General features: G+C 68.6%; 19 protein-coding genes. 5 read left to right on the top strand and 14 right to left on the bottom strand.

Features of this window, described 5'->3' with window-relative positions; all coding sequences use genetic code 11:
* Positions 1-84: 84 nt before the first annotated feature.
* Entirely contained in the window at positions 85-2,397 is a 2,313-nt protein-coding gene (locus NA4_RS07105) for a thiamine pyrophosphate-dependent enzyme (RefSeq protein ID WP_067465841.1), read from the top strand.
* A 480-nt stretch (positions 2,398-2,877) separates the two neighbouring features.
* Positions 2,878-3,357 carry an SRPBCC family protein gene (locus NA4_RS07100; RefSeq protein WP_067465838.1) on the top strand — a complete coding sequence of 160 codons (480 nt, stop codon included), beginning with the start codon at positions 2,878-2,880 and terminating at the stop codon, positions 3,355-3,357.
* 221 nt (positions 3,358-3,578) lie between these two features.
* Here NA4_RS07100 and NA4_RS07095 read toward each other — a convergent pair whose 3' ends face one another.
* Positions 3,579-4,181 (bottom strand): DUF7691 family protein, encoded by a 603-nt coding sequence (locus NA4_RS07095; protein ID WP_067465836.1) that lies wholly within the window; start codon positions 4,179-4,181, stop codon positions 3,579-3,581.
* Between the two features lie 61 nt (positions 4,182-4,242).
* Complete coding sequence (locus NA4_RS07090; protein WP_067465832.1) at positions 4,243-5,232, bottom strand: alpha/beta hydrolase; 990 nt, start codon at positions 5,230-5,232, stop codon at positions 4,243-4,245.
* Positions 5,233-5,371: 139 nt separating this feature from the next.
* On the opposite strand from NA4_RS07090, the gene NA4_RS07085 reads away from it, so the two are divergent.
* Positions 5,372-6,220 carry an SDR family NAD(P)-dependent oxidoreductase gene (locus tag NA4_RS07085; RefSeq protein WP_067465829.1) on the top strand — a complete coding sequence of 283 codons (849 nt, stop codon included), beginning with the start codon at positions 5,372-5,374 and terminating at the stop codon, positions 6,218-6,220.
* A gap of 96 nt (positions 6,221-6,316) precedes the next feature.
* Here NA4_RS07085 and secG read toward each other — a convergent pair whose 3' ends face one another.
* Genes secG through NA4_RS07070 form a run of 3 tightly spaced genes read right to left on the bottom strand, consistent with a single transcriptional unit; the run spans position 6,317 to position 9,155 of the window.
* Positions 6,317-6,550, bottom strand: coding sequence for a preprotein translocase subunit SecG (gene secG, locus NA4_RS07080; RefSeq protein WP_067465827.1), 234 nt, complete (start codon positions 6,548-6,550; stop codon positions 6,317-6,319).
* 51 nt (positions 6,551-6,601) lie between these two features.
* Positions 6,602-8,200, bottom strand: a complete 1,599-nt coding sequence (locus NA4_RS07075) for an MFS transporter (RefSeq protein WP_067465825.1) — start codon at positions 8,198-8,200, stop codon at positions 6,602-6,604.
* A gap of 10 nt (positions 8,201-8,210) precedes the next feature.
* Positions 8,211-9,155, bottom strand: coding sequence for a DMT family transporter (locus tag NA4_RS07070; protein ID WP_067465821.1), 945 nt, complete (start codon positions 9,153-9,155; stop codon positions 8,211-8,213).
* A gap of 399 nt (positions 9,156-9,554) precedes the next feature.
* Here NA4_RS07070 and NA4_RS07065 point away from each other — a divergent pair, with 399 nt between their 5' ends.
* Positions 9,555-10,337: an META domain-containing protein gene (locus tag NA4_RS07065; protein ID WP_067465817.1), complete on the top strand. Its 783-nt coding sequence runs from the start codon at positions 9,555-9,557 to the stop codon at positions 10,335-10,337.
* A gap of 76 nt (positions 10,338-10,413) precedes the next feature.
* On the opposite strand, the gene tpiA is transcribed toward NA4_RS07065, so the two are convergent.
* From tpiA to NA4_RS07020, 9 genes are all read right to left on the bottom strand, one after another.
* Complete coding sequence (gene tpiA, locus NA4_RS07060; protein WP_067465815.1) at positions 10,414-11,199, bottom strand: triose-phosphate isomerase; 786 nt, start codon at positions 11,197-11,199, stop codon at positions 10,414-10,416.
* A 2-nt stretch (positions 11,200-11,201) separates the two neighbouring features.
* The gene (locus tag NA4_RS07055; RefSeq protein WP_067465812.1) at positions 11,202-12,416 is read right to left on the bottom strand and encodes a phosphoglycerate kinase; all 1,215 of its coding nucleotides are present in this window, start codon (positions 12,414-12,416) and stop codon (positions 11,202-11,204) included.
* Positions 12,417-12,421: 5 nt separating this feature from the next.
* Entirely contained in the window at positions 12,422-13,441 is a 1,020-nt protein-coding gene (gap, locus tag NA4_RS07050; protein ID WP_067465809.1) for a type I glyceraldehyde-3-phosphate dehydrogenase, read from the bottom strand.
* Positions 13,442-13,628: 187 nt separating this feature from the next.
* Positions 13,629-14,612 (bottom strand): DNA-binding protein WhiA, encoded by a 984-nt coding sequence (gene whiA, locus NA4_RS07045; RefSeq protein WP_040780001.1) that lies wholly within the window; start codon positions 14,610-14,612, stop codon positions 13,629-13,631.
* Positions 14,603-15,649 (bottom strand): gluconeogenesis factor YvcK family protein, encoded by a 1,047-nt coding sequence (locus tag NA4_RS07040; protein ID WP_067465806.1) that lies wholly within the window; start codon positions 15,647-15,649, stop codon positions 14,603-14,605. The genes whiA and NA4_RS07040 overlap by 10 nt, the downstream gene beginning before the upstream one ends.
* Complete coding sequence (gene rapZ / locus NA4_RS07035; protein WP_084496871.1) at positions 15,646-16,626, bottom strand: RNase adapter RapZ; 981 nt, start codon at positions 16,624-16,626, stop codon at positions 15,646-15,648. The genes NA4_RS07040 and rapZ overlap by 4 nt, the downstream gene beginning before the upstream one ends.
* A gap of 112 nt (positions 16,627-16,738) precedes the next feature.
* A complete protein-coding gene (gene uvrC / locus NA4_RS07030; protein ID WP_067465802.1) occupies positions 16,739-18,748 on the bottom strand; it encodes an excinuclease ABC subunit UvrC in 2,010 nt (669 codons plus the stop codon).
* Positions 18,749-18,795: 47 nt separating this feature from the next.
* Positions 18,796-19,215, bottom strand: a complete 420-nt coding sequence (locus NA4_RS07025; protein WP_067465799.1) for a hypothetical protein — start codon at positions 19,213-19,215, stop codon at positions 18,796-18,798.
* A gap of 132 nt (positions 19,216-19,347) precedes the next feature.
* Positions 19,348-20,037, bottom strand: a complete 690-nt coding sequence (locus tag NA4_RS07020; RefSeq protein WP_067465796.1) for an HAD family hydrolase — start codon at positions 20,035-20,037, stop codon at positions 19,348-19,350.
* A gap of 141 nt (positions 20,038-20,178) precedes the next feature.
* On the opposite strand from NA4_RS07020, the gene NA4_RS07015 reads away from it, so the two are divergent.
* Positions 20,179-22,131, top strand: coding sequence for a gamma-glutamyltransferase family protein (locus NA4_RS07015; RefSeq protein ID WP_067465792.1), 1,953 nt, complete (start codon positions 20,179-20,181; stop codon positions 22,129-22,131).
* Positions 22,132-22,133: the final 2 nt, after the last annotated feature.

The raw sequence follows: 22,133 nt of genomic DNA, 5'->3' as shown, positions 1-22,133 counted from the left end.
TTTCATCCACCATTCTCGGTATCCGCCGGAAGAATACCGGCTGATAATCGTCCGAACGGTGGGGTTGTACGGGATGATCGTGCGGTGACCGAGCAGGCAGTGGATCTGGACGAGCGGTTTCGCACCGTGATCGCCGCACTCGCGCCGCGACCGAGCCGCCCGGCGAATCAGCCGATCGCGCCCGGCAGTGCGGTTACCGGCGCCACCTGCCTGGAACTGTTCGAATCACAGGCGACGAGCAGGCATCTCGATCTCGCGGCACGACGCCTCGGCAGCGCCCGGCGCGGTTACTACAGCATCGGCTCGTCCGGCCACGAAGGAAACGCCGCGTTGGCGGCGGCGCTGCGGGCCTCCGATCCCGCTTTGCTGCACTACCGATCGGGGGCGTTCTTCGTGCACCGGGCCCGGCGCGTGCCGGACCTCGACCCGATCCGGGACGTGCTGCTGGGAGTGGTCGCCGCGGCGGCCGATCCGATATCGGGCGGTCGGCACAAGGTGTTCGGCAGCGCGGCGGCGAACGTCATCCCGCAGACGTCCACCATCGCGTCGCACCTTCCGCGTGCGATGGGGTTGGCCTTCGCGATCGATCGGGCCGCGCGCCTGGGGATTTCCAGCCCGTGGCCCTCGGACGCGGTGGTGCTGTGCAGTTTCGGCGACGCGTCGGCCAACCACTCCACCGCGGCCGGGGCGATCAACGCCGCGATCCATACCGCCCACCAACGGATTCCGATGCCGATCCTGTTCGTCTGCGAGGACAACGGCATCGGCATCAGCGTTCCCACGCCGCCGGACTGGATCGAGCAGGCGTACGGCCATCGGCCCGGTCTGCGGTTCTTCAGCGCGGACGGTTCTGACGCCGTCGACGCGCTGACCACCGCGAGCACCGCCGCGCAGTGGGTCCGGGAAAACCGGAAGCCCGCGTTTCTACGCCTGCGGACCGTCCGGCTGCTGGGTCACGCCGGTTCGGACGTGGAGGCCGCCTATCGTCCCGCCGCCGATATCGTCGCTGACCTGCTCCGCGATCCTGTGCTGGCGACCGCGCGGCTGCTGGTCGACTCCGGCGTGGTCACGCCCACCGAAGTGCTCGACCGCTACGCCGACCGGGGGCGCCGCGTCGCCGCCACAGCCGAAATAGTCTGCGAGGAACGGAAACTCGCCTCTGCTGCGGCAGTGATCGCTCCGATCGGCCGATCTCACCCGGCCTTGGTGCGCGCGGATGCGCTCAGAACCGATCCTCTGCCGGACGACGGTCGCTCCGCAGCCCGGGCTGATCGTGCGACCTCACGCACCGATGCGTCTTACCGCACGAACGCGAACGGCGCTGCCGCGCAGGGTGATCCGATGACACTGGCCCAGGCGATCAATAACACGCTCGCAGACCTGCTGGCCCGCGACCGGGATGTGCTGGTCTTCGGGGAGGACGTCGGCCGCAAAGGCGGCGTATACGGCGTGACGAAAGGACTGCAGAAGACGTTCGGCGCGCGCCGCGTGTTCGACACTCTGCTGGATGAGCAGAGTGTCCTCGGCACCGCGCTCGGCGCGGCGCTGGCCGGGTTCGTCCCGATTCCGGAGATCCAGTATCTCGCCTACCTGCACAACGCCGCCGACCAGATTCGTGGCGAAGCGGCCACACTGTCGTTCTTCTCCGACGGGCGCTACCGCAACCCGATGGTGGTGCGGATCGCCGGATACGCGTATCAGAAAGGCTTCGGCGGTCACTTCCACAACGACAACTCGGTCGCCGCGCTGCGAGACATCCCCGGCGTGGTCGTCGCCTCGCCGTCCCGCGCCGACGACGCCGCGGCGATGCTGCGGACCTGCGTGTCCGCCGCCCGGGTGGACGGCAAGGTGTGCCTGCTCCTGGAGCCCATCGCGCTCTATCACACCCGCGACCTGCACACGCCAGGCGACGATGGCTGGCTGGCGCGCCCGTCTCGCACCGAGCACGTCGAGATCGGCCGAGCCCGCGTCTACGGCGACGGCACGGACCTGACCTTGGTCAGCTTCGCCAACGGCGTGCCGATGAGCCTGCGTGTGGCACGGCGCCTGGCCCGACGCGGTATTCATGCCCGCGTGCTCGACCTGCGCTGGCTCGCTCCGCTACCCGTGGACGACCTGGTGGAGCACGCGCGCGCGACCGGCCGGGTCCTCGTCGCGGACGAGACCCGCCGCAGCGGCGGCGTGTCCGAGGCAGTCTGCGCGGCCCTGGTCGATGCCGGATTCGCAGGGTCTCTCGCGCGCGTCAGCAGCGAGGACAGTTTCGTCCCGCTCGGCCCCGCCGCCGACACGGTGTTGCTCGACGAGGCCCGGATCGATGCCGCGGCCCGCGCACTCATGGGCCAACAGGAACTACCGAACGAAGTCCGTCCAGCCCGCGCCGGGCCGAGCGAAGGCTGAGGCGACCGCATGACAGACGCCGCCGGACCAAGTCTCTCCGCATTCCTGCCAGGCCGAGCGGCGGCTCGAGGCAGCCGCACACGCGTGGGGGCCGAGCAGAAGGCTCGAGGTAGGCGGCGCACATGCGCAGGCGCGACCGCAGACCCCAGCCAACCGCACATACGCCGGGGCGAGCGAAGGCTCCAGGCCAACCGCGCCGGGGCGAGCGAAGGCTCCAGCTAACCGCACACGCGCTGGGCCGAGCGAAGCTCGAGGTAGCCGCACACGCGCTGGGCGAGCGAAGGCTCGAGGTAGCCGCACACGCGCTGGGCCGAGCGAAGGCTCGAGGTAGCCGCACATGCGCTGGGCCGAGCGAAGGCGAGGTAGCCGCCTGTTCGCACGCGCGGCGCGCCGAGGCGCGGCATTCCGGAAATTCGATTCGGGCAGGGAATAGTGGAAATACAGTGAGGTGACGGTGACCAGCAGCGGAAGGACACGGCTATGACCACGATGTCCATGCTCGGCGAGGTACGGCCGGAGCACGAGCACACAGCCGACGGCGATCTGGTGCTGCTGCACTACCTGCGTTCCTTCCACAAGCCGGTGCTGGACGTGTGGTCGGCGGCCACCGATCGCGGCCAGCTGTCCCGCTGGCTCGGCGCGGTCTCCGGCGGCAACGGCAACCTCACCATCGAACTGCTCGACGGTCCCGTGGCTGGGCCGGTGGCGGTGCGCGTCGACCACTGCGTAGCTCCGCACGAACTGGTCGTGCACATCGGCGGCTGTCTGCTCGAGGTCCGGATGAGCCAGGTCGGCGTGGTCACCACCGTCGAGTTGACCCGCCGCCACGTCCGCCCCGCCGACGCGGGCGCCATCGGCCCGCGCTGGCAGTACCTGCTCGACCGCCTCACCGCCTACCTCGACTACGAGCCGCTGCCGCGGTGGTCGGATTACCCGAAGCGAACCGAGGAATACCGGTAGGCGGCTGCCTCGCCTCCGCTCGGCCCGGCGCAAGCTATAGGCGGGCTACGCCCGACCGCGCCCTCTCTGCGGCTACCTCAGCCTCCGCTCGACCAGGCGCGGGCTTAGCTGATCGAGTCTGCACGATAGCGATCGAGTCCGCCCGACTGCGCCCGTTATGCGGCTGCCTCGTCCTCGCTCGGTCCGGATGGATTGCGTTCGGATGCGACTTGGTCGGCGGTTCAGTAGAAGAACCCGGCGATGCCCCAGCCGGGACGGGCTTGGGCCGCGCGGATCCATTCGACGCATGACTCGATGGCGGCGAGTATCTCGTGGTCGACTTCCTCGCGTTGGGGTGGAGTCGTGGACTCCCACTGCACCAGCGCTTCCGCGCACTGCTCCGGCGTCCATTCGCCGTAGCCAGGCAGATCGTCCGGTTGGGGCAGCGCGGGCGGCAGCGAGTGGTACATGAAGTCGCGGACGCTGATCGCCTTGATGCCGAGCGTGGCGAGTCCGTCATCGATGTGATCGAGCCAGCGGCCACGGAACGCGGAGAAGTAGCGGTTGTCGACGAACCGGCCGTAGAACTGGCAGATCGTCTGGTAGGCGTAGCCGTATTGGAAACCGTAGGACGGGTCGAACGGGCCGCCGTCGATGACGGCGCGCACCGCCTCGTAGCGGGTGGGTGCGCCGGCCGCGATCTCCTCGGCGAACCAGTCGTCATCGTGGGTCAGCTGGGCCTTGAACCGGCCGCCGATCATCCGCCGGAGCTTGTCGTCCCTGGACCCGATGGCGGCGGAGACCCTGTCCAGTTCAACGACGTAGATGCTCAGGCTATAACTCATTCACCAGACATTAGCGGTGCCCACCGACAGCGAACGGCGCTGGGCCCGAAGACCTTTCACCTCAGGCCGAAATCCCGGAAGGGTGCGCGGCCAGGTGGTGCAGATGCGCGGTGAGCAACGCGTTCACCTCGGCGGTCCGCTCCAGCTGCACGAGATGACCCGCGTCGGCGATCTCGGTCACCGCGCGCAGGTCGACGACATGCTCCCGCATGGTGGCCAGCGGATCTCGGCCGCTGAAACCCTCCATGTCGGGATCGCGATCGCCGTACAAGAAATAGGCAGGCACAGTGACTTTCGTGCCCGCGTAGTCGGCGGTGAGTTCCCAGTTGCGGTCCAAGCTGCGGTACCAGTTCAATCCGCCGGTGAACCCGGTGCGTTCGAAATCTCGTGCCAGGGTGTCCACTTCGTGTCCGCTCAGCCAGCGCCATGGAAGCGCGGGAGCCTCTGGCAGCACGTCGAGGTAGCCGGTGCCATCCACGGGGAAGCGCCAAGTGTCCAGGTAGTGATAGTCGGCGCTCAGTGCAAAGTACACGCGCGTGAGAAATTCCCGTGGACGGGCGCCGAGTTCCGCGTCGGCGACACCGGGGGTCTGGAAGTAGTGCAGGTGCAGGAAGTGTCGTGCGGCGGCCTTCGCCCACAGCTGCGAAGGGGCACGGGACGGACGGGGCGCGAACGGATTGTTCAGGACGATGACGGCGCGCACCCGCTCCGGGGCGCGCAATGCCAGTTCCCACACCAGCGCGGCGCCGAAGTCCAAGCCCACGAACACCGCCTGCTCGGCGCCGATGTCATCGAGGAGGCCGAGCAGGTCTGCGCAGACGGCGCGATTGGTGTAGGCATCGAGGTCGGCGGGTGCGTCGGTCTGCCCGTAGCCGCGCAGGTCGGGCGCGATGGCGCGATACCCTGCCGCGGCGACCGCGGGGAGCTGGCGGTGCCAGACGTACCAGGTGTGCGGAAAGCCGTGGCAGAAGATCACCGGCTGCCCTTCCCCCTGCTCAGCGAGGTGCACACGAATACCGTTGGTCGTTACGAACCGATGCGTCAGTTCCACTCCGGCCTCCAAACCGTGGACTAGAACACGTTATTGTTTCACGGTAGTGTCCCAGTTCCGTGAGTGAGCGTCAGCGAGTGAACCGAAATTACAGCGCACCCCCGCGCACGACGGAGCCGAGCGTTAGCGAGGCGCGGTCGTGAGTGGACTACCGGACAAGCTCGAAGGCAAGATCGCGGTGGTCACCGGCGCCAGTCGCGGTATCGGCAAGGGGATCGCGCTGGAGTTGGGCGCGGCGGGTGCGACCGTGTTCGTCACCGGGCGCTCGACCGCGCAGGGACGCTTGCCCGGCACCGTGCACGCGACAGCCGCCGAGATCGATGCGGCGGGCGGGGTGGGCATCCCGTTCGTGTGCGATCACCGCGACGACGATGCGGTGGAGCGGCTGTTCGAACTGATCCGCACTGAGCACGGCAGGCTGGACGTGCTGGTGAACAACGTCTACAACTCCCCCGCCGCGGTCCGCTGGCTCGGCAAGCCGTTCTGGGAGGTTCCACCGGCGGCCTGGGACGAGACCTTCGACGTTGGTGTCCGGTCGCATTACGTGGCGAGCGTTTTCGCCGCGCCTCTGCTGATCGAATCGGGCGGGCTGATCGTCAACATCTCCTCACCCGGGGCGCGCAGGTACATGCACAACGCTGTGTACGGCGTCGCGAAGTGCGCGCTGGACCGGCTCACCGCCGACATGGCGCATAATCTCGCGGGCACCGACGTGACCGTGGTCTCGCTGTGGCCGGGCATCGTCGATACCGAACTGCTGCAGCTGGTTCCGGCCGACGCGCACGGGCACCGGCTGGTCACGCTGCCAGGCGAGGGCACCTTCGACCTCGCCGAGGCCCAGACGCCGCGCTTCACCGGCCGTGCAGTCGTCGCGCTGGCCACCGACGCCGGGCGCCGCTCGCGCACCGGATTGTCGTGGCGAGTAGCCGATCTTGCGGACTACTACGGTTTCACCGACGTCGACGGGCGCGTTCCGCGCACCGATTGACCGATCAGAGCACGCCGAGGAAGCGCTGCACCCCGTCCGTGATCGCCGCGATCGTGCTCGGTCCGGCGGCGCTTCCGGGGAGCGCGTTGACTCGGATCAGGCGAACTTGATCTCCAGGCCGATGCCGAGGATGGCGATCAGCCAGATGACGCCGGTGAAGATGGTGACGCGGTCGAGGTTCTTCTCCACGACCGTGGAGCCGGACAGACTGGACTGCACGCCGCCGCCGAACAGGCTGGACAGACCTCCACCCTTGGCGCGGTGCAGCAGCACCAGCAGCACCAGCAGCATGCTGGTGATGATCAGGAGGATATCCAGGAACATCCGCATGCCGGACAGTGTATGCGGTCGGTGCGATCGCACCGAATCAGGCACTCGGCCTCAGCGCCGGTCGACCGCGACGAGATGGGTGACCCGGTCGCCCTCGGCGGTGGTGAACTTCGCGACGGCCTGCTCCCGTAGCTGGTCCTGGGCGGTGAGTCGAACCTGGTGCTGGTGCATGTGCTCGGCCCACGACCGCACGACGAATGCCTCGACATAGCGGTCGATCACCCCGACGTCGCGGTAGAGCCGCCATTCCATCGCGCCGGTGCGCTGCCGGGACCGGCCGACGAAGGTCATGGCGGTGAGGAATTCCTCGACGTTCTCCGGGGGCACGTCGTAGTCGCGCAGGATCAGCACCGGGCCGTCGTCGGGATCGGGTTCGACCACCAATTGGGGCTCCGGCCAGAAGGCCGACGGCGTCAGGTCGATCTGCTCGGCGTTGTGCCGGATCGGCAGCCATATGGTGCTCACCGCGCAGAACCCGAGCAGCACCGCCGCCCACAGCAGCGCGGGCACCGATCCGATGGCGTCGGCGAGCAGACCCCAGACCAGCGAGCCGATCGCCTGGCCACCCATGAACACCAGCAGATACACCGACAGCCCGCGGGCACGCACCCAGGCGGGTAGCAGCAGCTGCATGGTCGAGTTCATCGTGGACATCGCCAGCAGCCAGGCCAGACCCGCGAAAACCAGGAGCACCATGATCACTGGCACGACGCGTAACAGCGCGGTACCTACAGTCGCGAGTCCGAACAGGATCGCAGCTGTACTCAGCCGCTGGGTCGGGTTCAGCAATTGCCGCAGGCGCGACAAAGCCGCGGCGCCGACCACAGCGCCGAGCCCCAGCGCGCCGAGCATCAGACCGTATCCGGAGGACGACAGGCCGAGCCGATCGCGTGCGATCACCGGCAGCAGCGCCCACACAGCGCTGGCGGGCGCGATGAACAAGAGCGAACGCAGCAGCACACGGCGGATCGCCGGTGCGGCTCGGATGAAACGGGTGCCCGCCTGCAACGCCGCCAGCGGACGCTCGGTGGGCAGCCGCCGGTCCATCGCCGGCCGACGCCAGAACGTCAGTGCCGCGACGATCCCACCGAAGGACACCGCGTTGAGCGCGAACACCAATGTCGGCCCGGACAGCGCGATCAGCACACCGGCGAGCGCAGGGCCCACCGCTCGGCCGATATTGATGTTCATGCTGCCCAGCGCCGCGGCAGCCGGTATCTGCTCGCGCGTGACCAGCTCCGGCTGAATGGCCTGCCAGGCGGGGGCGGTCAGCGCCTGCCCGCAGCCGAGCAGGAACAGGAGCGTCAGCAGCACCGGAGGCGTGGTGTGCCCGGTCGCGGTCGACACGGCGAGAATCGCCGCGAGCGCCGCCATGGTCGACTGCGCGCCGAGCAGCAGCCTGCGCCGGTCCACCAGGTCGGCGATCACGCCGGACGGAATGGCCAGCAGCATCACCGGCAGCGTGATCGCGGTCTGCACGAACGACACCAGAGCCGCGGCATTGGGCAAATCGACCAGGAGCCATTGCGCCCCGACGGTCTGCATCCAGGTGCCCAGATTGGACACGAGCTGGGCCAGCCAGAGCGCCCGGTATATCGGTGCACGCAGCGGCGCCCACGTGGAGCCAGGGGTCGTCGCGGCAGCGGTCACGGGCCGAAGCCTAGTCCCGCGAACGGTGGCTGCCGGTGGCCATGTCCAGCCCGTCGACCCGCGAGCGCCCTGGCGTCGCCGCGAGCAACAACGCCACGATGAGCAACGCGGCGCCGAGCAGTCCCAGCGTGGTGAGGCGTTCACCGAGCACTACCGCGGCCAGCAGCGCCCCGGTGAGCGGTTCGAGGAGCGCGAGCACCGCGGCGATCCCGGGCCCGGCATCCGAGAGCCCGCGGAAGTACAGGGTGTAGGCGACCGCGGTAGGCGCCAGCCCTAGCAGCAGGACCAATCCGATGCTGCCCACTGTCAGCTCGAACGCGAGCCCGCTCATGGCCGCTACCGGAACCAGCAGCAGCGCGCCGCCGGTGAATCCGAGACCCGTGGTGGTCATCGCGTCGAGGCCGGGCACCGGTGCCGCGTTGATCACCGTGACCGTCGCGAAAGCCGTGGCGGCCACCGACGCGAGCACCGCGCCCACCACCAGCCCGCCCGCGTTCGCTCCACCGGACGGCACCCCGACCAGCAATGCCAGCCCGCACAGGGCGATGCCGATCGTCCCCGCGCGCCGCCGGTCCACCGCACGCCTTCCGGTGACATGCTCCAGCACGGCGACGACCACCGGCGACATGCCGATGGTGATCAGGGTGGCGAGACTGACCGACGCGGCCGCGACGGCGCCGAAGTAGGCCGCCTGGAAGGTCGCCGCGAGCACCGCGACCGCGCCGATGCGACGCCACGCCAACGGATTTCGTGGCCAAGGCTGCCGTCTGGTGACGAGCAGCGCCACCAGTAGCAGCCCGCCGACGGCGAGCCGGCAGGTGGCGACCGAAACGGGGGAAAGACCGGTGGCTCGGTGCAGCAGCGTGCCGAGCAGGCCGCCGGTCCCCCAAAGGATTCCGGCGCCGACGAGATAGACCAGCCCGGAACGGCTGGCCGTGGACACAGAAGTGGACATAAAGATCGGGCTCCTGCGACTGAAAGGGGATGGGGTCGCGGAAGCGAGGTGCACAGCGATGCCGAAAATGGCGCGCCCACCCTTCGGTGGCGCGCGGAATACCTACACCTCGCTCAGGACGCGGGCGGCGGGGTTATGGGGAAGCATCGGTGCACGGCACAGATAGTAACGCACACCCGATGAGTCATCCCATGTATCCGGATTCTTGGCTCGACTCCCGTATCGCCTACGTCCGCGGCGGGCGCGAATCGGCCTCGTCCGGGACGCCGACTCGGTGACGGCGGACTCGGAGGCCTTGGCGCGACGCCCGACGGCCCCGAGGGACCGCACCGCATCTCGGCAGGCCGTCCCAACCCGCGAAATCCGGGCCGCTCAGTGCCTCGTCGGTAGCATCGCCGCATGGCGGCACACTTCGCACGACTAGCCTTCGCTGTTCTGATCGCCCCCTGCGCGATCGCGGCGTGCTCGAGCAACCGTCCGGTACAGACCTCCGACGGGCCGAGCCCGGTGGGCCGCACGTTCCTCTCGACCGGCGTCGAGGGAACCCCGATTCCCGGCGGCGCTCCCCTGACGGTCAGTTTCCCCGACGGCCGGATCACCGCGGACGCGGGGTGCAACAAGTTCACCGGCGCGGTCACCCTGGACGACCACGTCGTCCGTGTCTCCGGTCTGTCCACGACTCTGATGGCCTGCCCGGACGATCGCAGCGGAGCCGACGAATGGCTCAGCGGCCTGCTGAACTCCGAGCCCAGTTGGCGACTCGACGACGCGCGACTCACGCTGCACAGCGACGACCGGACCGTGACGCTGCTCGACAAGGAGGTCGCGCAGCCGGACCGGCCCATCAAAGGCACCTCATGGCTGGTCACCGCACTGATCTCGGAGGACGCCCAAATCCGTTCCCGTGCGCTCGACGAGACGAAGCCGACGCTGACCATCGCCGAGGACGGCGGCGTCTCGGGCAGCACCGGATGCAATCGCCTCACCGGCAGCGCCGACGTCTCCGGAGCGCAGATCACCTTCTTGGTCGCCACCACGAAAATGGCGTGCTCGCCCGAGGTTATGGAGGTGGAGCAGGCAGTTCTGAAAGCCCTGGACGGCAAGACCGCAGCCACCGTGGACGCCGACATGCTGACCCTGCGCAACGACAACGGCGCCGGCTTGATTTTCCGAGCACAGTGAGCGGCGCGGTGAAATCACTACAGCCCGGCATCGCGGCCAGCGATACCGGGCTGTAGCGCGTTGTCCGTCGACCGGGTCAGGGCAAGGGGCCGCCCGCCGCGATCGCCGAAAGGGTGGCGAACTCGTCACCCTTGAGCGATGCGCCGCCGACCAGAGCGCCGTCGATGTCGGTCTGAGCGACCAACTCACCGACGTTCTTGGCGTTCACCGAACCGCCATAGAGCACGCGGACCTCCGCGGCGATCTCGGGCGAGGTCAGCAGCGCCAGCTCACCGCGAATCGCCGCACAGACCTCCTGCGCGTCGGCAGGTGTGGCGACCCTGCCGGTACCGATCGCCCACACCGGCTCGTAGGCGATGACGATCTTCGAGACCTCTTCCGCCGTAAGGCCTTTCAGCGATCCGCGCAACTGCTCGAGGTTGTACTCGACGTGCGTGCCCGCTTCGCGGATGTTCAGGCCCTCGCCGATGCACACGATCGGCGTGATGCCGTGCTTCAGCGCCTGCTTGGCCTTGGCCAGCACGATGGCGTCGTCCTCGTTGTGGTACTGGCGCCGTTCCGAGTGCCCCACCACGACGAAGGTGCAGCCCAGCTTGGCGAGCATGCTCGCGCTGATCTCGCCGGTGTAGGCGCCCGACTCCTGCACCGAGACATCCTGCCCGCCATAGGTGAGCAGGAGTTTGTCCCCTTCGATCAGCGTCTGCACGCTGCGGATGTCGGTGAACGGCGGGATCACCGCCACGTCGACCTTGTCGAAGTACTTCTCCGGCAGGGCGAAGGCGATCTTCTGCACCAGAGCGATGGCCTCGAGGTGATTGAGGTTCATCTTCCAGTTGCCCGCGATGAGCGGTTTGCGTGCCATGCTCAGTCCTCCAACACCGCGATGCCGGGGAGTTGCTTGCCCTCGAGGTATTCCAGCGAGGCGCCTCCGCCGGTGGAGATATGCGAGAAGCCGTCCTCGGGCAGGTCCAGCGCGCGCACGGCCGCGGCCGAGTCGCCGCCGCCGACGACGGTGAACGCGCCCTTGCCGGTGGCGGTGACGATCGCCTCGGCGACCCCACGAGTGCCCGCGGCGAACTTCTCGAACTCGAACACGCCCATCGGGCCGTTCCAGAACACCGTGCGTGCCTCGGTGAGCAGTGCCGCGAAACGGTCCACCGACTCCGGACCCACGTCCAGGCCCAGCCAGCTGTCCGGGATTTCGTGCGCGGGCACCACCAGGGACTCGGCGTCGGCCGCGAACTTGTCGGCCACCACGATGTCGCGCGGCAGGTGGATGACATCGCCATACCGCTCGAGCAGCCCCTTGCAGGTGTCCACCATCTCCTCCTGCAGCAGCGAGGCGCCCACCGAGAGGCCTTGTGCGGCAAGGAAGGTGAAGCACATGCCGCCGCCGATCACCAGCGTGTCCACCTTCGGCGCGAGCGCCTCGATGACCGCGAGCTTGTCGGAGACCTTGGAACCGCCGAGCACGACCGCGTAGGGTCGGTCCGGGTTCTCGGTCAGCTTCGCCAGCACCTCGACCTCGGCCGCGACCAGCGTGCCCGCGTAGTGCGGCAGCAGCTTCGCCACGTCGTACACCGACGCCTGCTTGCGGTGCACCACGCCGAAACCGTCGGAGACGAACGCGCCGTCGTCGCCGACCAGCTCGACCAGCGCCGCGGCCAGCTTGGCGCGGTCGGCATCGTCCTTGCTGGTCTCGCGCGGGTCGAACCGGACGTTCTCCAGCAGCAGCACGTCGCCGTCGGTGAGGCCCTCGGACCGCGCGAGCGCGTCCTGGCCCACCACGTCACCGGCGAGCTGGACGTTGCGGCCCAGTTCCTCGGCGAGCCTGGCGGCCACCGGCGCCAGCGAGAACTTGGGGTCCGGCTCGCCCTTCGGCCTGCCCAGGTGCGCGGTCACGATGACCTTGGCGCCCGCCTCGGCCAGCGCCTTGATGGTCGGCGTAGAGGCGATGATCCGGCCGGGATCGGTGATCTGTCCATTGTCGTCGAGGGGGACGTTCAGGTCGGAGCGCACGAGCACGCCCCGACCCTCCACACCCTCGCCGAGCAGGTCCGCGAGTGTCTTGACAGCCATACGCGTCAGAGCGACTTGCCGACGAGGCCGATGAGATCGGCGAGACGGTTGGAGTAGCCCCACTCGTTGTCGTACCAGGAGACGACCTTGACCTGGTCGTCGATCACCTTGGTCAGCGGCGCGTCGTAGATCGAGGAGGCCGGGTCGGTGACGATGTCGCTGGAGACGATCGGGTCGGTGTTGTACTTGAGGATGCCCTTCAGCGGGCCCTCGGCGGCGGCCTTGTACGCGGCGTTGATCTCCTCGAGCGTGGCCGACTTGCGCAGCGTGGCGGTCAGGTCGGTGACCGAACCCGTGGGGACCGGCACGCGCAGCGCGTAGCCGTCCAGCTTGCCCTGCAGCTCGGGCAGCACCAGGCCGATGGCCTTCGCGGCGCCGGTGCCGGTCGGCACGATGTTCAGCGCGGCGGCGCGGGCGCGGCGCAGGTCGCCGTGCGGGCCGTCCTGCAGGTTCTGATCCTGGGTGTAGGCGTGGATGGTGGTCATCAGGCCGCGCTCGATGCCGAACTCGTCGTTGAGCACCTTGGCCAGCGGGCCCAGGCAGTTGGTGGTGCACGAGGCGTTCGAGATGATGTTCTGGCTGCCGTCGTACTTGTCGTCGTTGACGCCCATCACGATGGTGATGTCCTCACCCTTGGCGGGGGCGGAGATGACGACCTTCTTCGCGCCGGCGGCGAGGTGGCCCTTGGCCTTGGTGGCATCGGTGAAGATGCCGGTGGACTCGACGACCACGTCGACGCCCAGCTCGCCCCAGGGCAGCGCCGACGGGCCCTCCTTGATGGCCAGCGCCTTGATCCGCTGGTCGCCCACCACGATGGTGTCGTCGCCGTCGAGCGAGACATCCTGCGGCAGCCTGCCGAGGATCGAGTCGTACTTGAGCAGGGTCGCGAGGGTCGCGTTGTCGGTGAGGTCGTTGACCGCGACGATCTCGATGTCGGTGGTGCCGAGCGCCTTCTGCGCCTCCACCGCCCGGAAGAAGTTACGTCCGATACGACCGAAGCCGTTGATGCCTACCCGGACAGTCACGTTATCGCTCCTCAGCTTTCCAGCGGGTCATTCCGATGCCCTACTCACACTAACGCCCTGCTGTGACCTCTCTGACAGGCACCTGGCATTCGTGAGGACAGCATGCCTGGTCAGACGCCCGACTTGAGAAAAGTTCCGAAATCAGTACGCCGCCGTTCCGTGGGCGGGCGTCAGCGGAAATCGGACGTCAGGCTTCGTCCAGCAGCTCGGCCGTGACGGCGGATTCGGTGTCGGGCACGCCGAGTTCCTTGGCCCGCCGGTCGGCCATCGACAACAGCCGCCGGATCCGGCCCGCCACAGCGTCCTTCGTCATCGGCGGATCGGCGAGCTGGCCGAGTTCCTCCAGCGACGCCTGGCGGTGCTGCACGCGCAGCCTGCCCGCGGCGGCGAGATGGTCGGGCACGTCGTCGCTGAGGATCTCCAGCGCGCGTTCCACCCGCGCGGCCGCGGCGACCGCGGCCCGCGCCGACCGGCGCAGGTTGGCGTCGTCGAAGTTGGCCAGCCGATTGGCGGTCGCGCGGACCTCGCGGCGCAGCCTGCGCTCCTCCCAGACCATCCTGGTGCCGTGCGCGCCCATCCTGGTCAGCAGCGCGCCGATCGCCTCGCCGTCGCGTACCACCACGCGGTCGGTGCCGCGCACCTCGCGGGCCTTGGCCGTGATCCCGAGCCGCCGCGCCGCGCCGACCAGCGCCAGCGCCGCCTCCGGACCGGGGCAACTGACCTCCAGCGCGGAGGAGCGACCCGGCTCGGTGAGCGAGCCGTGGGCGAGAAACGCTCCGCGCCAAGCGGCTTCGGCGTCTGCGATGCTGCCGCCGACGACCTGCGCGGGCAGGCCGCGCACCGGACGACCGCGGACGTCGAGCAAACCGGTCTGCCGGGCCAGGGCCTCGCCCTCCTTGGACACGCGCACCACGTACCGGGAGGTCTTGCGCAGCCCGCCTGCGCCGAGCACGTGCACATCGGAGCCGTAGCCGTAGAGCTCGAAGATCTCCCGGCGCAGTCTGCGCGCGATGGAGCCCATGTCCACCTCGGCCTCGACGATCACCCGGCCGCCGACGATGTGCAGGCCGCCCGCGAAACGCAGCAGAGCGGACAGTTCCGCCTTGCGGGAACTCACCTGTGCGACGGTGAGCCTGCTCAACTCGTCTTTCACATCGGCTGTCATCGCCACGAGACGCGCTCCTTTCCACCCAACCCGGAACGCACATCCTGCCCCATGTGCCGTCCCTCGACTCGAAGCCCTGCCATTTGCGGCCGAGGTTGCCGGATCACTTGATCCAGTGCGGCGGCAAGCTTTCCGGGATGATGCCGGTCCGTTCCCGCTTCGGCGACATCGGAGAAGGTTACTCGCGCCCGCAACTGTTCGGCAGCCCTGGCCACATGTTCCCGCTCGCGCCCCTCCGGCACCGAGCCGGAGTCCACCAGCACCTCGTCGACCACGAATTCCGGTGCGTGCTGGGACAATACATGCAAATGCCGCTCCGCGGAGAACCCTGCGGTCTCCCCCGGCTCGGCGGCGAGGTTGAGCACGAGCACCTTGCGCGCCCTGGTGTACACCAGCGCCTCACGCAGTTCGGGCACGAGCACGTGCGGAATCACGCTGGTGAACCACGATCCCGGGCCCAGAACGACGACGTCGGCGTGTTCGATTGCCGACGTGGCCTCGGCGCTGGCCGGTGGGTCGGACGGAATCAGCCGCACCCGCCGCACCTTACCCGGCGTCGTGGCGATGGCAACTTGGCCGCGAATGCAGCGGCTCACCCGCGGATCCGCTTCCAGCCCAGAAACATCCGCCTCGATGTCGAGCGCGATCGGCGACATAGGCAGCACCCGGCCGGTGATACGCAACATCCTGGCGACCTCGTCGAGTGCGGCGACCGGGTCGCCGAGCACTTCGGCGAGACCGGCCAGGATCAAGTTGCCGACGGAGTGCCCGGCCAGGGCGCCGGTGCCGCCGAAACGATGCTGCACGGTGCGCGTCCAGACGCCGTCGGCGTCGGCGGCCAAGGCGGCCAGCGCCATGCGAAGATCTCCCGGCGGCAGCACCCCTAGTTCGGCGCGTAGCCGACCCGAGGAGCCGCCGTCGTCGGCGACCGTGACCACCGCGCAGATCTTTCTGGTCAGCCTGCGCACGGCGGTCAGTGTCGCGTACAGTCCGTGGCCACCACCCAGCGCGACGATGCTGGGATTGGATTCCCAACCGGTCATTCGCGCCCCAGATCTCGATGCACCACACGGACCACGTCGGCGGATTCCTCCGGCCCGCCGGTGACCTCGCTCATCAATTCGCCCAGTGCTTCGGCTATCGCGACGCTTCGGTGCTTGCCTCCGGTGCAGCCCACTGCGACCGTCATGTATCGCTTCCCCTCTTGGCGGTAGCCGTTCGTCGTCAGCTCGACCAGGTGATGGCAGGTGCGCAAGTAATCGTCCGCACCGGGGCGCGACAGCACATATTCGCTGACCACCGCCTCTTGGCCGGTATGTTCCCGCAACTCCGGTATCCAATGTGGATTAGGTAGAAAACGCACATCCAACACCATGTCGGCGTCCAGCGGAACCCCGTACTTGAAGCCGAAGGACTGCACGGTGAGCTGGAGCGCGGCGGGCGCGCCGCCACCGTAGGCCTCCTCCAGCTTGCGGTGCAACTGGTGAATGGACAGCTCGGTGGTGTCGATCACCAGGTCCGCGGCGGTCTTCACCGCCGAAAGGCGCACCCGCTCGGCGGCGATGCCCGCCGACAGCGTGCCGTCCTTGCTCTCGCTCTGCAGCGGATGCCTGCGCCGGGCGAAACCGAAGCGGCGGATCAGCACGTCGTCGGAGGCTTCCAGGAACAGCACTCTGGTGCGCACGCCGAGCGGCCGCAACTGTTCGGTGACCACCGACAGGTCGCCGGTGAAGAACCGGCTGCGCACGTCCATCACCAGGGCGAGACGCCGGATCGGCGGCTTCGCGGACGCGCCGAGTTCGACCATCCGCCCGAACAGCTCGGGCGGTAGGTTGTCGGCCACGTACCAGCCGAGGTCCTCGAGCACGCGGGCCGCGGTGCCGCGGCCCGCGCCCGAGAGCCCGGTCACGATCACTACCTCGACCTGCGGATTCGCCCCGGCGAGGGTGCCGGACGAGCCCGCTCGTCCCGGGCTCGTCGGCGCAGAGTCCGCACTGCTGTTCGATTCGACGCGTGTCATGTCCTACCGGATCCGTCTCTCGGGTGCCTTCCGATCATCGCGCACCGGTCTCGGTATCGGGCGCAGACACACAACGTACGCGAAACCGAAACTTCCGTGCACTGTCGACTGACTATTCGGACTGGAGCGCCGCAAGGACCGCTTTCGCGGTAGCCATCCCGATGCCGGGAACCTCGGTGATCTGCTCGACCGTGGCCTGCTTCAGCTTGGCCACCGAGCCGAAATGGGTGACCAGCGCGGTCCGGCGCGCCGTGCCGAGGCCCGGCACCGAGTCCAGCGCCGAGGTGATCATCCTGCGCGAGCGTTTGCTGCGATGGAAGGTGATGGCGAAGCGATGCGCCTCGTCGCGGACCCGCTGCAGCAGATACAGCGCCTCGCTGTTGCGCGGCAGGATCACCGGATCGGCCTCGCCCGGCACCCACACCTCCTCGAGCCGTTTGGCGAGTCCGATCACAGCGACGTCGGTGATGCCGAGCTCGTCGAGCACCTCGGCGGCCGCCGCGACCTGAGGGGCGCCGCCGTCGACCACATACAGGTTGGGCGGGTAGGCGAATTTGCGCGGGCGTCCGGTCCGGGGATCGATACCGGGCCGCGAGGTGAGGTCGAGCGCGTCGCTATCGTCTTCGATAGCGGCGAGCTCTTCGTGCTCCACCATGTCCCGTTCCCGGCGCAGCTTGAGGAAGCGGCGGCGGGTCACCTCCGCGATGCTGCCGACATCGTCGGAACGGCCTTCGCCCGCCGCCTCCTTCACCGTGTAGTGCCGGTACTCGGATTTGCGGGCCAGGCCGTCTTCGAAGACCACCAGCGAGGCGACCACGTCGGTGCCCTGCACGTGACTGACGTCAACACATTCGATGCGCAGCGGCGCGGTGTCGAGATCCAGTGCGTCCTGAATATCTTGCAGCGCCTGGGATCTCGACGTGAGATCACCTGCCCGCTTGAGCTTGTGCTGAGACAGGGCCTCCATCGCGTTGCGCTGCACTGTCTCGGCGAGCGCCTTCTTGTCCCCACGCTGCGGCACCCGGACCTTCACCGCCGAGCCACGCAGATCCGACAGCCACTGCTGGACCTGTTCCACGTCGGCGGGTAGCTCCGGCACCAGCACCTCGCGCGGAACCACGGTGGCGGGCTGCTCATCGGCGCCCTGCTCGGCGACGGCGACCTGTTCGCCGTAGAACTGGGTGAGGAACTGTTCGACCAACGCGGCGAGTTCGCCGCCCGCCCCCGGGACGTCGACGGCGTCGCCCGACTTGTCGACCACCCAGCCGCGCTGGCCGCGCACCCGGCCGTCGCGCACGTGGAAGACCTGCACGGCCACCTCCAGCTCGTCGGTGGCGAAGGCGATCACGTCGGCATCGGTGCCGGTGCCGAGTACCACCGCCTGCTTCTCCAGCGCGCGGCGCAGCGCTTGCACGTCATCGCGCAAGCGGGCGGCGGCTTCGAAGTCCAGATCTTCGGCGGCGTCCTGCATGCGCCGCTCCAGCTCGCGGACCAAACGGTCGGTGCGGCCCGCGAGGAAGTCGCAGAAGTCCTCGACGATCCCGCGGTGCTGCTCGGCGCTCACCCGTCCGATGCACGGCGCCGAGCACTTGTCGATGTAGCCGAGCAGGCACGGACGCCCGATCTGGCTGTGGCGCTGGAAGACTCCATTGGAGCAGGTGCGCGCGGGAAACACCCGCAGCAGCAGGTCGAGGGTCTCGCGGATGGCCCAGGCGTGCGCGTAGGGACCGAAGTACCGGACGCCCTTGCGCCGCGCGCCGCGGTAGACGAACAACCGCGGGTACTCCTCGTTCAACGTGACCGCGAGCACCGGGTAGGACTTGTCGTCCCGGTAGCGGACGTTGAAACGCGGATCGAACTCCTTGATCCAGTTGTATTCCAGCTGCAGCGCCTCGACCTCGGTGGAGACGACCGTCCACTCGACGCTCGCCGCCGTGGTGACCATCTGTCTGGTGCGCGGGTGCAGGTTCGCCACGTCGGCGAAGTAGGAGTTCAGCCTGCTGCGCAGGCTCTTGGCCTTGCCGACGTAGATGACCTGCCGATGGGCATCCCGGAATCTGTAGACACCGGGTTCGACGGGAATCGTGCCCGGCGCGGGCCGGTACGTCGCTGGATCTGCCACGTATTCAGCCTAATGACCGGGACCGACAGCCCGGCACCGCGGCGGCGTCAGGACTCGCGGACGCCGAACCACGCCCTGGCGTCCGGTTGGCACAGCAGGTGCACGACGGCCGCCGAAGTGCCGAGCGAATAGGCCGCGGCAACCACCCCGATCAGGGGCGGGACGGTCGCAAGGTCGCGCAGCGCCCAGCACCCGACGACGGCCTGCAGGATCGCCAGCGCCAGCGCCAGGCTGCGCACCGTGTACGCGCCCTCGGTGAATCCGAAGACGAGCAAGCCGAGCGCCCAGGCGACACAGAATTGAGCGGACGCCATGGCCGCCGCGTCGCCGCCGCGCGTCAGGTTCATCAGCACCGGATACGCGAGCCCGAACCCCGCCATTCCCGCGACCGCTTCCCGCACGTCCCGAACCGCCTCCGGCATGGCCGTTTCCACGCCGACGGACGACTCCTCACCCGAAAACGCCATGCTCACACCCGTACCCCCGCTGGTACCGAACGAACCGACGCACTGACGAACACGCCGATTCGCACGGTAACACGGTCGCAACCGGGAAACTCCGCCTTCGGCGAACCGAGGCGCGCGCGTAATGAACGCCTGCTACTCCAGCAGCCCGTGCCGGCGCAGTGCGGTCAGCAGCGCGTCGGGGCGTTCGGCGGTGGGCAAGGCCTCCACCAAGGCGAATCGGCTGCCCAGCGCGGCGGCGCCGCCGTCGGCTTCGGCGCTGTCGCCGATCATCAGGGCCGCGTCGGCGGATACGCCGAGTTCATCCAGGGCGGAATGGAATATCTCCGGGTCCGGCTTCATGACGCCGACCTCATAGGAGAGCGTGAACGCGCCGACCAGGCGGTCCCAGCCGCGTGCCGCGAACGACGGGCGGATGTCGAACGGGATGTTGCTCACCACCGCGACCGGAACATCCTGTGCCGCGAGCAGATTCAAGACGGCCTCGCTGTCGGGATAAGGCGTCCACTCCAGCGGATCGAGCAGCCGGGCATAGAGTCGTTCCGCGTCCTCGTCGGTGGGGACGCCCGACTTGCGCAGCACCTCCATCATGGCGGTGCGATGCAGCGCGGGATCGAGATCGCGGTTGTCCCACGCGTACTTCGTCTCGGCGTCGAATTCCACGATCTGGTCCACCGGCGCCGTCATCCTGCGCATGATCTCGGCCTTCTCGTGTACGTCGATCGCACGCCCGTCGGGCCAGCTCAGATCCGCGTACCAGGATTCGTCGTCCTCCAGCCGGAACAACGTTCCGGAGAAGTCGAACAGCACCGCCTCGATCGTCACTCGACCAGCCTACCGACGGCCCGGCGGGCCACCCGGCCCGATTCGGCTGCCCGTCCGCGACACACGCTGCGGCCGGAGCTATTTCGTCCGTGGGAAGGAAAGCCACGCACGTGGTCGACGGCGGGCGATAGAGTCCCCCGCATGGGGCGCAAGCGAGGAACCTGGGTCGCCGCAGCGGCGGCGTTCATGCTCACCGTCGGGATGGCTACGGCCTGTTCATCCGGCGAAGACCACGCCCACGGGGTATGCGAGACCGTCCCGAACGGCACGCCGGTCACCGCGTCCGCGACCGGTCCCGCAGGAAGCGGCACCAAGGACATCAGCACCAACCCGGAGATAGCGAGCGGCTATCGCACGAGCATGACACCGGTGCGCACGCACACATTCGCGGTCTCGACGGCCAACCCGGTATCGACCAAGGCCGCCTGCGAGGTGCTGCGGGACGGCGGAACGGCGGCGGACGCCCTGATCGCGGCACAGACGGTGCTGGGGCTGGTGGAACCGCAGGCGTCCGGTATCGGCGGCGGCGCCTTCCTGCTCTACTACGACGCGAACACGAAGACCGTGGACGCCTACGACGGCCGCGAAGTGGCTCCGGCGGCCGCGACCGAGAACTATCTGCGCTGGATCAGCGACACCGATCGCACCGAGCCCAAGCCGAACGCTCGCTCCAGCGGCCGCTCCATCGGGGTGCCCGGCGTGCTGCGGATGCTCGAGCTGGCGCACCGCGACCACGGCAAGACCGTGTGGCGCGAACTGTTCGACCCCGCCATCGGGCTGGCCGATCAGGGGTTCCCGATCAGTCCCCGCCTCGCCGGCCAGATCGCGGAGTCGGCGAAGGACCTCGCGCTGGACGAGGACGCCAAGGCGTACTTCCTCAATCCGGACGGCAGCCCGAAGGCCGCCGAGACCGTACTGACCAATCCGGCGATGGCCAAGACGCTCGGCGCCGTCGCCTCCGAAGGCGCGCAGGCCTTCTACACCGGCGCCATCGCCCGCGACATCGTCGAGGCATCGAGCCGGTCGTCCGGCGGGCGCACGCCGGGGCTGATCACAACCGAAGACCTGGCCAGCTACCAGGCGAAGAAGCGCACGGCGTTGTGCACCGGCTACCGCGGACGCGAGATCTGCGGCATGCCCAGTCCCTCCTCCGGCGGCATCGCCGTCGCCGCAACCTTGGGCATCCTGGAGCACTTCGACCTGGCCACCATGCGGCCGGACGATATCGATCGCAACGGCGGGCGGCCGAACGCCGAAGCCGTGCACCTCATCGCGGAGGCCGAGCGTCTCGCCTACGCCGACCGCAACAAGTATGTGGCCGACACAGATTTCATCCCACTGCCCGGCAATTCGGCACAAACCCTGCTGAACAAGGACTATCTGCGGCAACGTGCCGGGCTGATCGATCCGAACCGCAGTATGGGCACCGCGCAGCCCGGCGACTTCGGCCCGGTTCCGGTGGGCGTCGGCCCGCAGCCTCCTGAGCACGGCACCAGCCACATCTCGGTGGTCGACGAATACGGCAACGCGGCGGCCATGACCACCACCGTCGAGTCCGCGTTCGGTTCGTTCCACCTGGTGGACGGCTTCGTGCTGAACAACCAGCTCACCGACTTCAACGCCGACCCGCTCGGCGCCGACGGCGTGCCGGTGGCCAACCGCGTCCAGCCGGGCAAGCGCCCGCGCAGCTCGATGAGTCCCACGCTGGTGTTCGACAAGGGTCCCGACGGCGCACGGGGCGAACTCACCCATGTCGCCGGTTCACCCGGCGGTTCGGTGATCATCCAATACGTGGTGAAGACCCTGGTCAACATGTTCGATTGGGGCCTCGACCCGCAGCAAGCGGTCTCCGCGGTGGCCTTCGGCGCAGGCAACAGCCCGTCCACCGGGGTCGGCGGCGAGCATCCGGCGATCAACGCCGCCGACAACGGCGACCACGACCCGCTCGTGCTCCGCCTCCGGCAACTCGGTCACCAGGTGTCGGTCGCGCCGCAGACCAGCGGCCTCAGCGCACTGAAACGCAACGGCTCGGACGGGTGGATCGGCGGCGCCGATCCCCGGCGCGAGGGCGCGGTCCTGGGCGACACCCACTGAAC

The organism is Nocardia amamiensis NBRC 102102 (genome assembly GCF_001612745.1).
In the GTDB taxonomy this organism is placed as follows: Bacteria; Actinomycetota; Actinomycetes; order Mycobacteriales; family Mycobacteriaceae; genus Nocardia; species Nocardia amamiensis.
This window is presented reverse-complemented; position numbering and strand designations above follow the sequence as displayed.

Bases quoted from the DNA above. Each gene is read 5' to 3' on its own strand.
- NA4_RS07070 (WP_067465821.1), bottom strand. From the start codon at position 9,155: ATGTCCACTTCTGTGTCCACGGCCAGCCGTTCCGGGCTGGTCTATCTC.
- NA4_RS07095 (WP_067465836.1), bottom strand. From the start codon at position 4,181: ATGAGTTATAGCCTGAGCATCTACGTCGTTGAACTGGACAGGGTCTCC.
- secG (WP_067465827.1), bottom strand. From the start codon at position 6,550: ATGCGGATGTTCCTGGATATCCTCCTGATCATCACCAGCATGCTGCTG.
- rapZ (WP_084496871.1), bottom strand. From the start codon at position 16,626: ATGACACGCGTCGAATCGAACAGCAGTGCGGACTCTGCGCCGACGAGC.
- NA4_RS07055 (WP_067465812.1), bottom strand. From the start codon at position 12,416: ATGGCTGTCAAGACACTCGCGGACCTGCTCGGCGAGGGTGTGGAGGGT.
- tpiA (WP_067465815.1), bottom strand. From the start codon at position 11,199: ATGGCACGCAAACCGCTCATCGCGGGCAACTGGAAGATGAACCTCAAT.
- NA4_RS07015 (WP_067465792.1), top strand. From the start codon at position 20,179: ATGGGGCGCAAGCGAGGAACCTGGGTCGCCGCAGCGGCGGCGTTCATG.
- NA4_RS07025 (WP_067465799.1), bottom strand. From the start codon at position 19,215: ATGGCGTTTTCGGGTGAGGAGTCGTCCGTCGGCGTGGAAACGGCCATG.
- NA4_RS07065 (WP_067465817.1), top strand. From the start codon at position 9,555: ATGGCGGCACACTTCGCACGACTAGCCTTCGCTGTTCTGATCGCCCCC.
- NA4_RS07040 (WP_067465806.1), bottom strand. From the start codon at position 15,649: ATGACCGGTTGGGAATCCAATCCCAGCATCGTCGCGCTGGGTGGTGGC.
- NA4_RS07100 (WP_067465838.1), top strand. From the start codon at position 2,878: ATGACCACGATGTCCATGCTCGGCGAGGTACGGCCGGAGCACGAGCAC.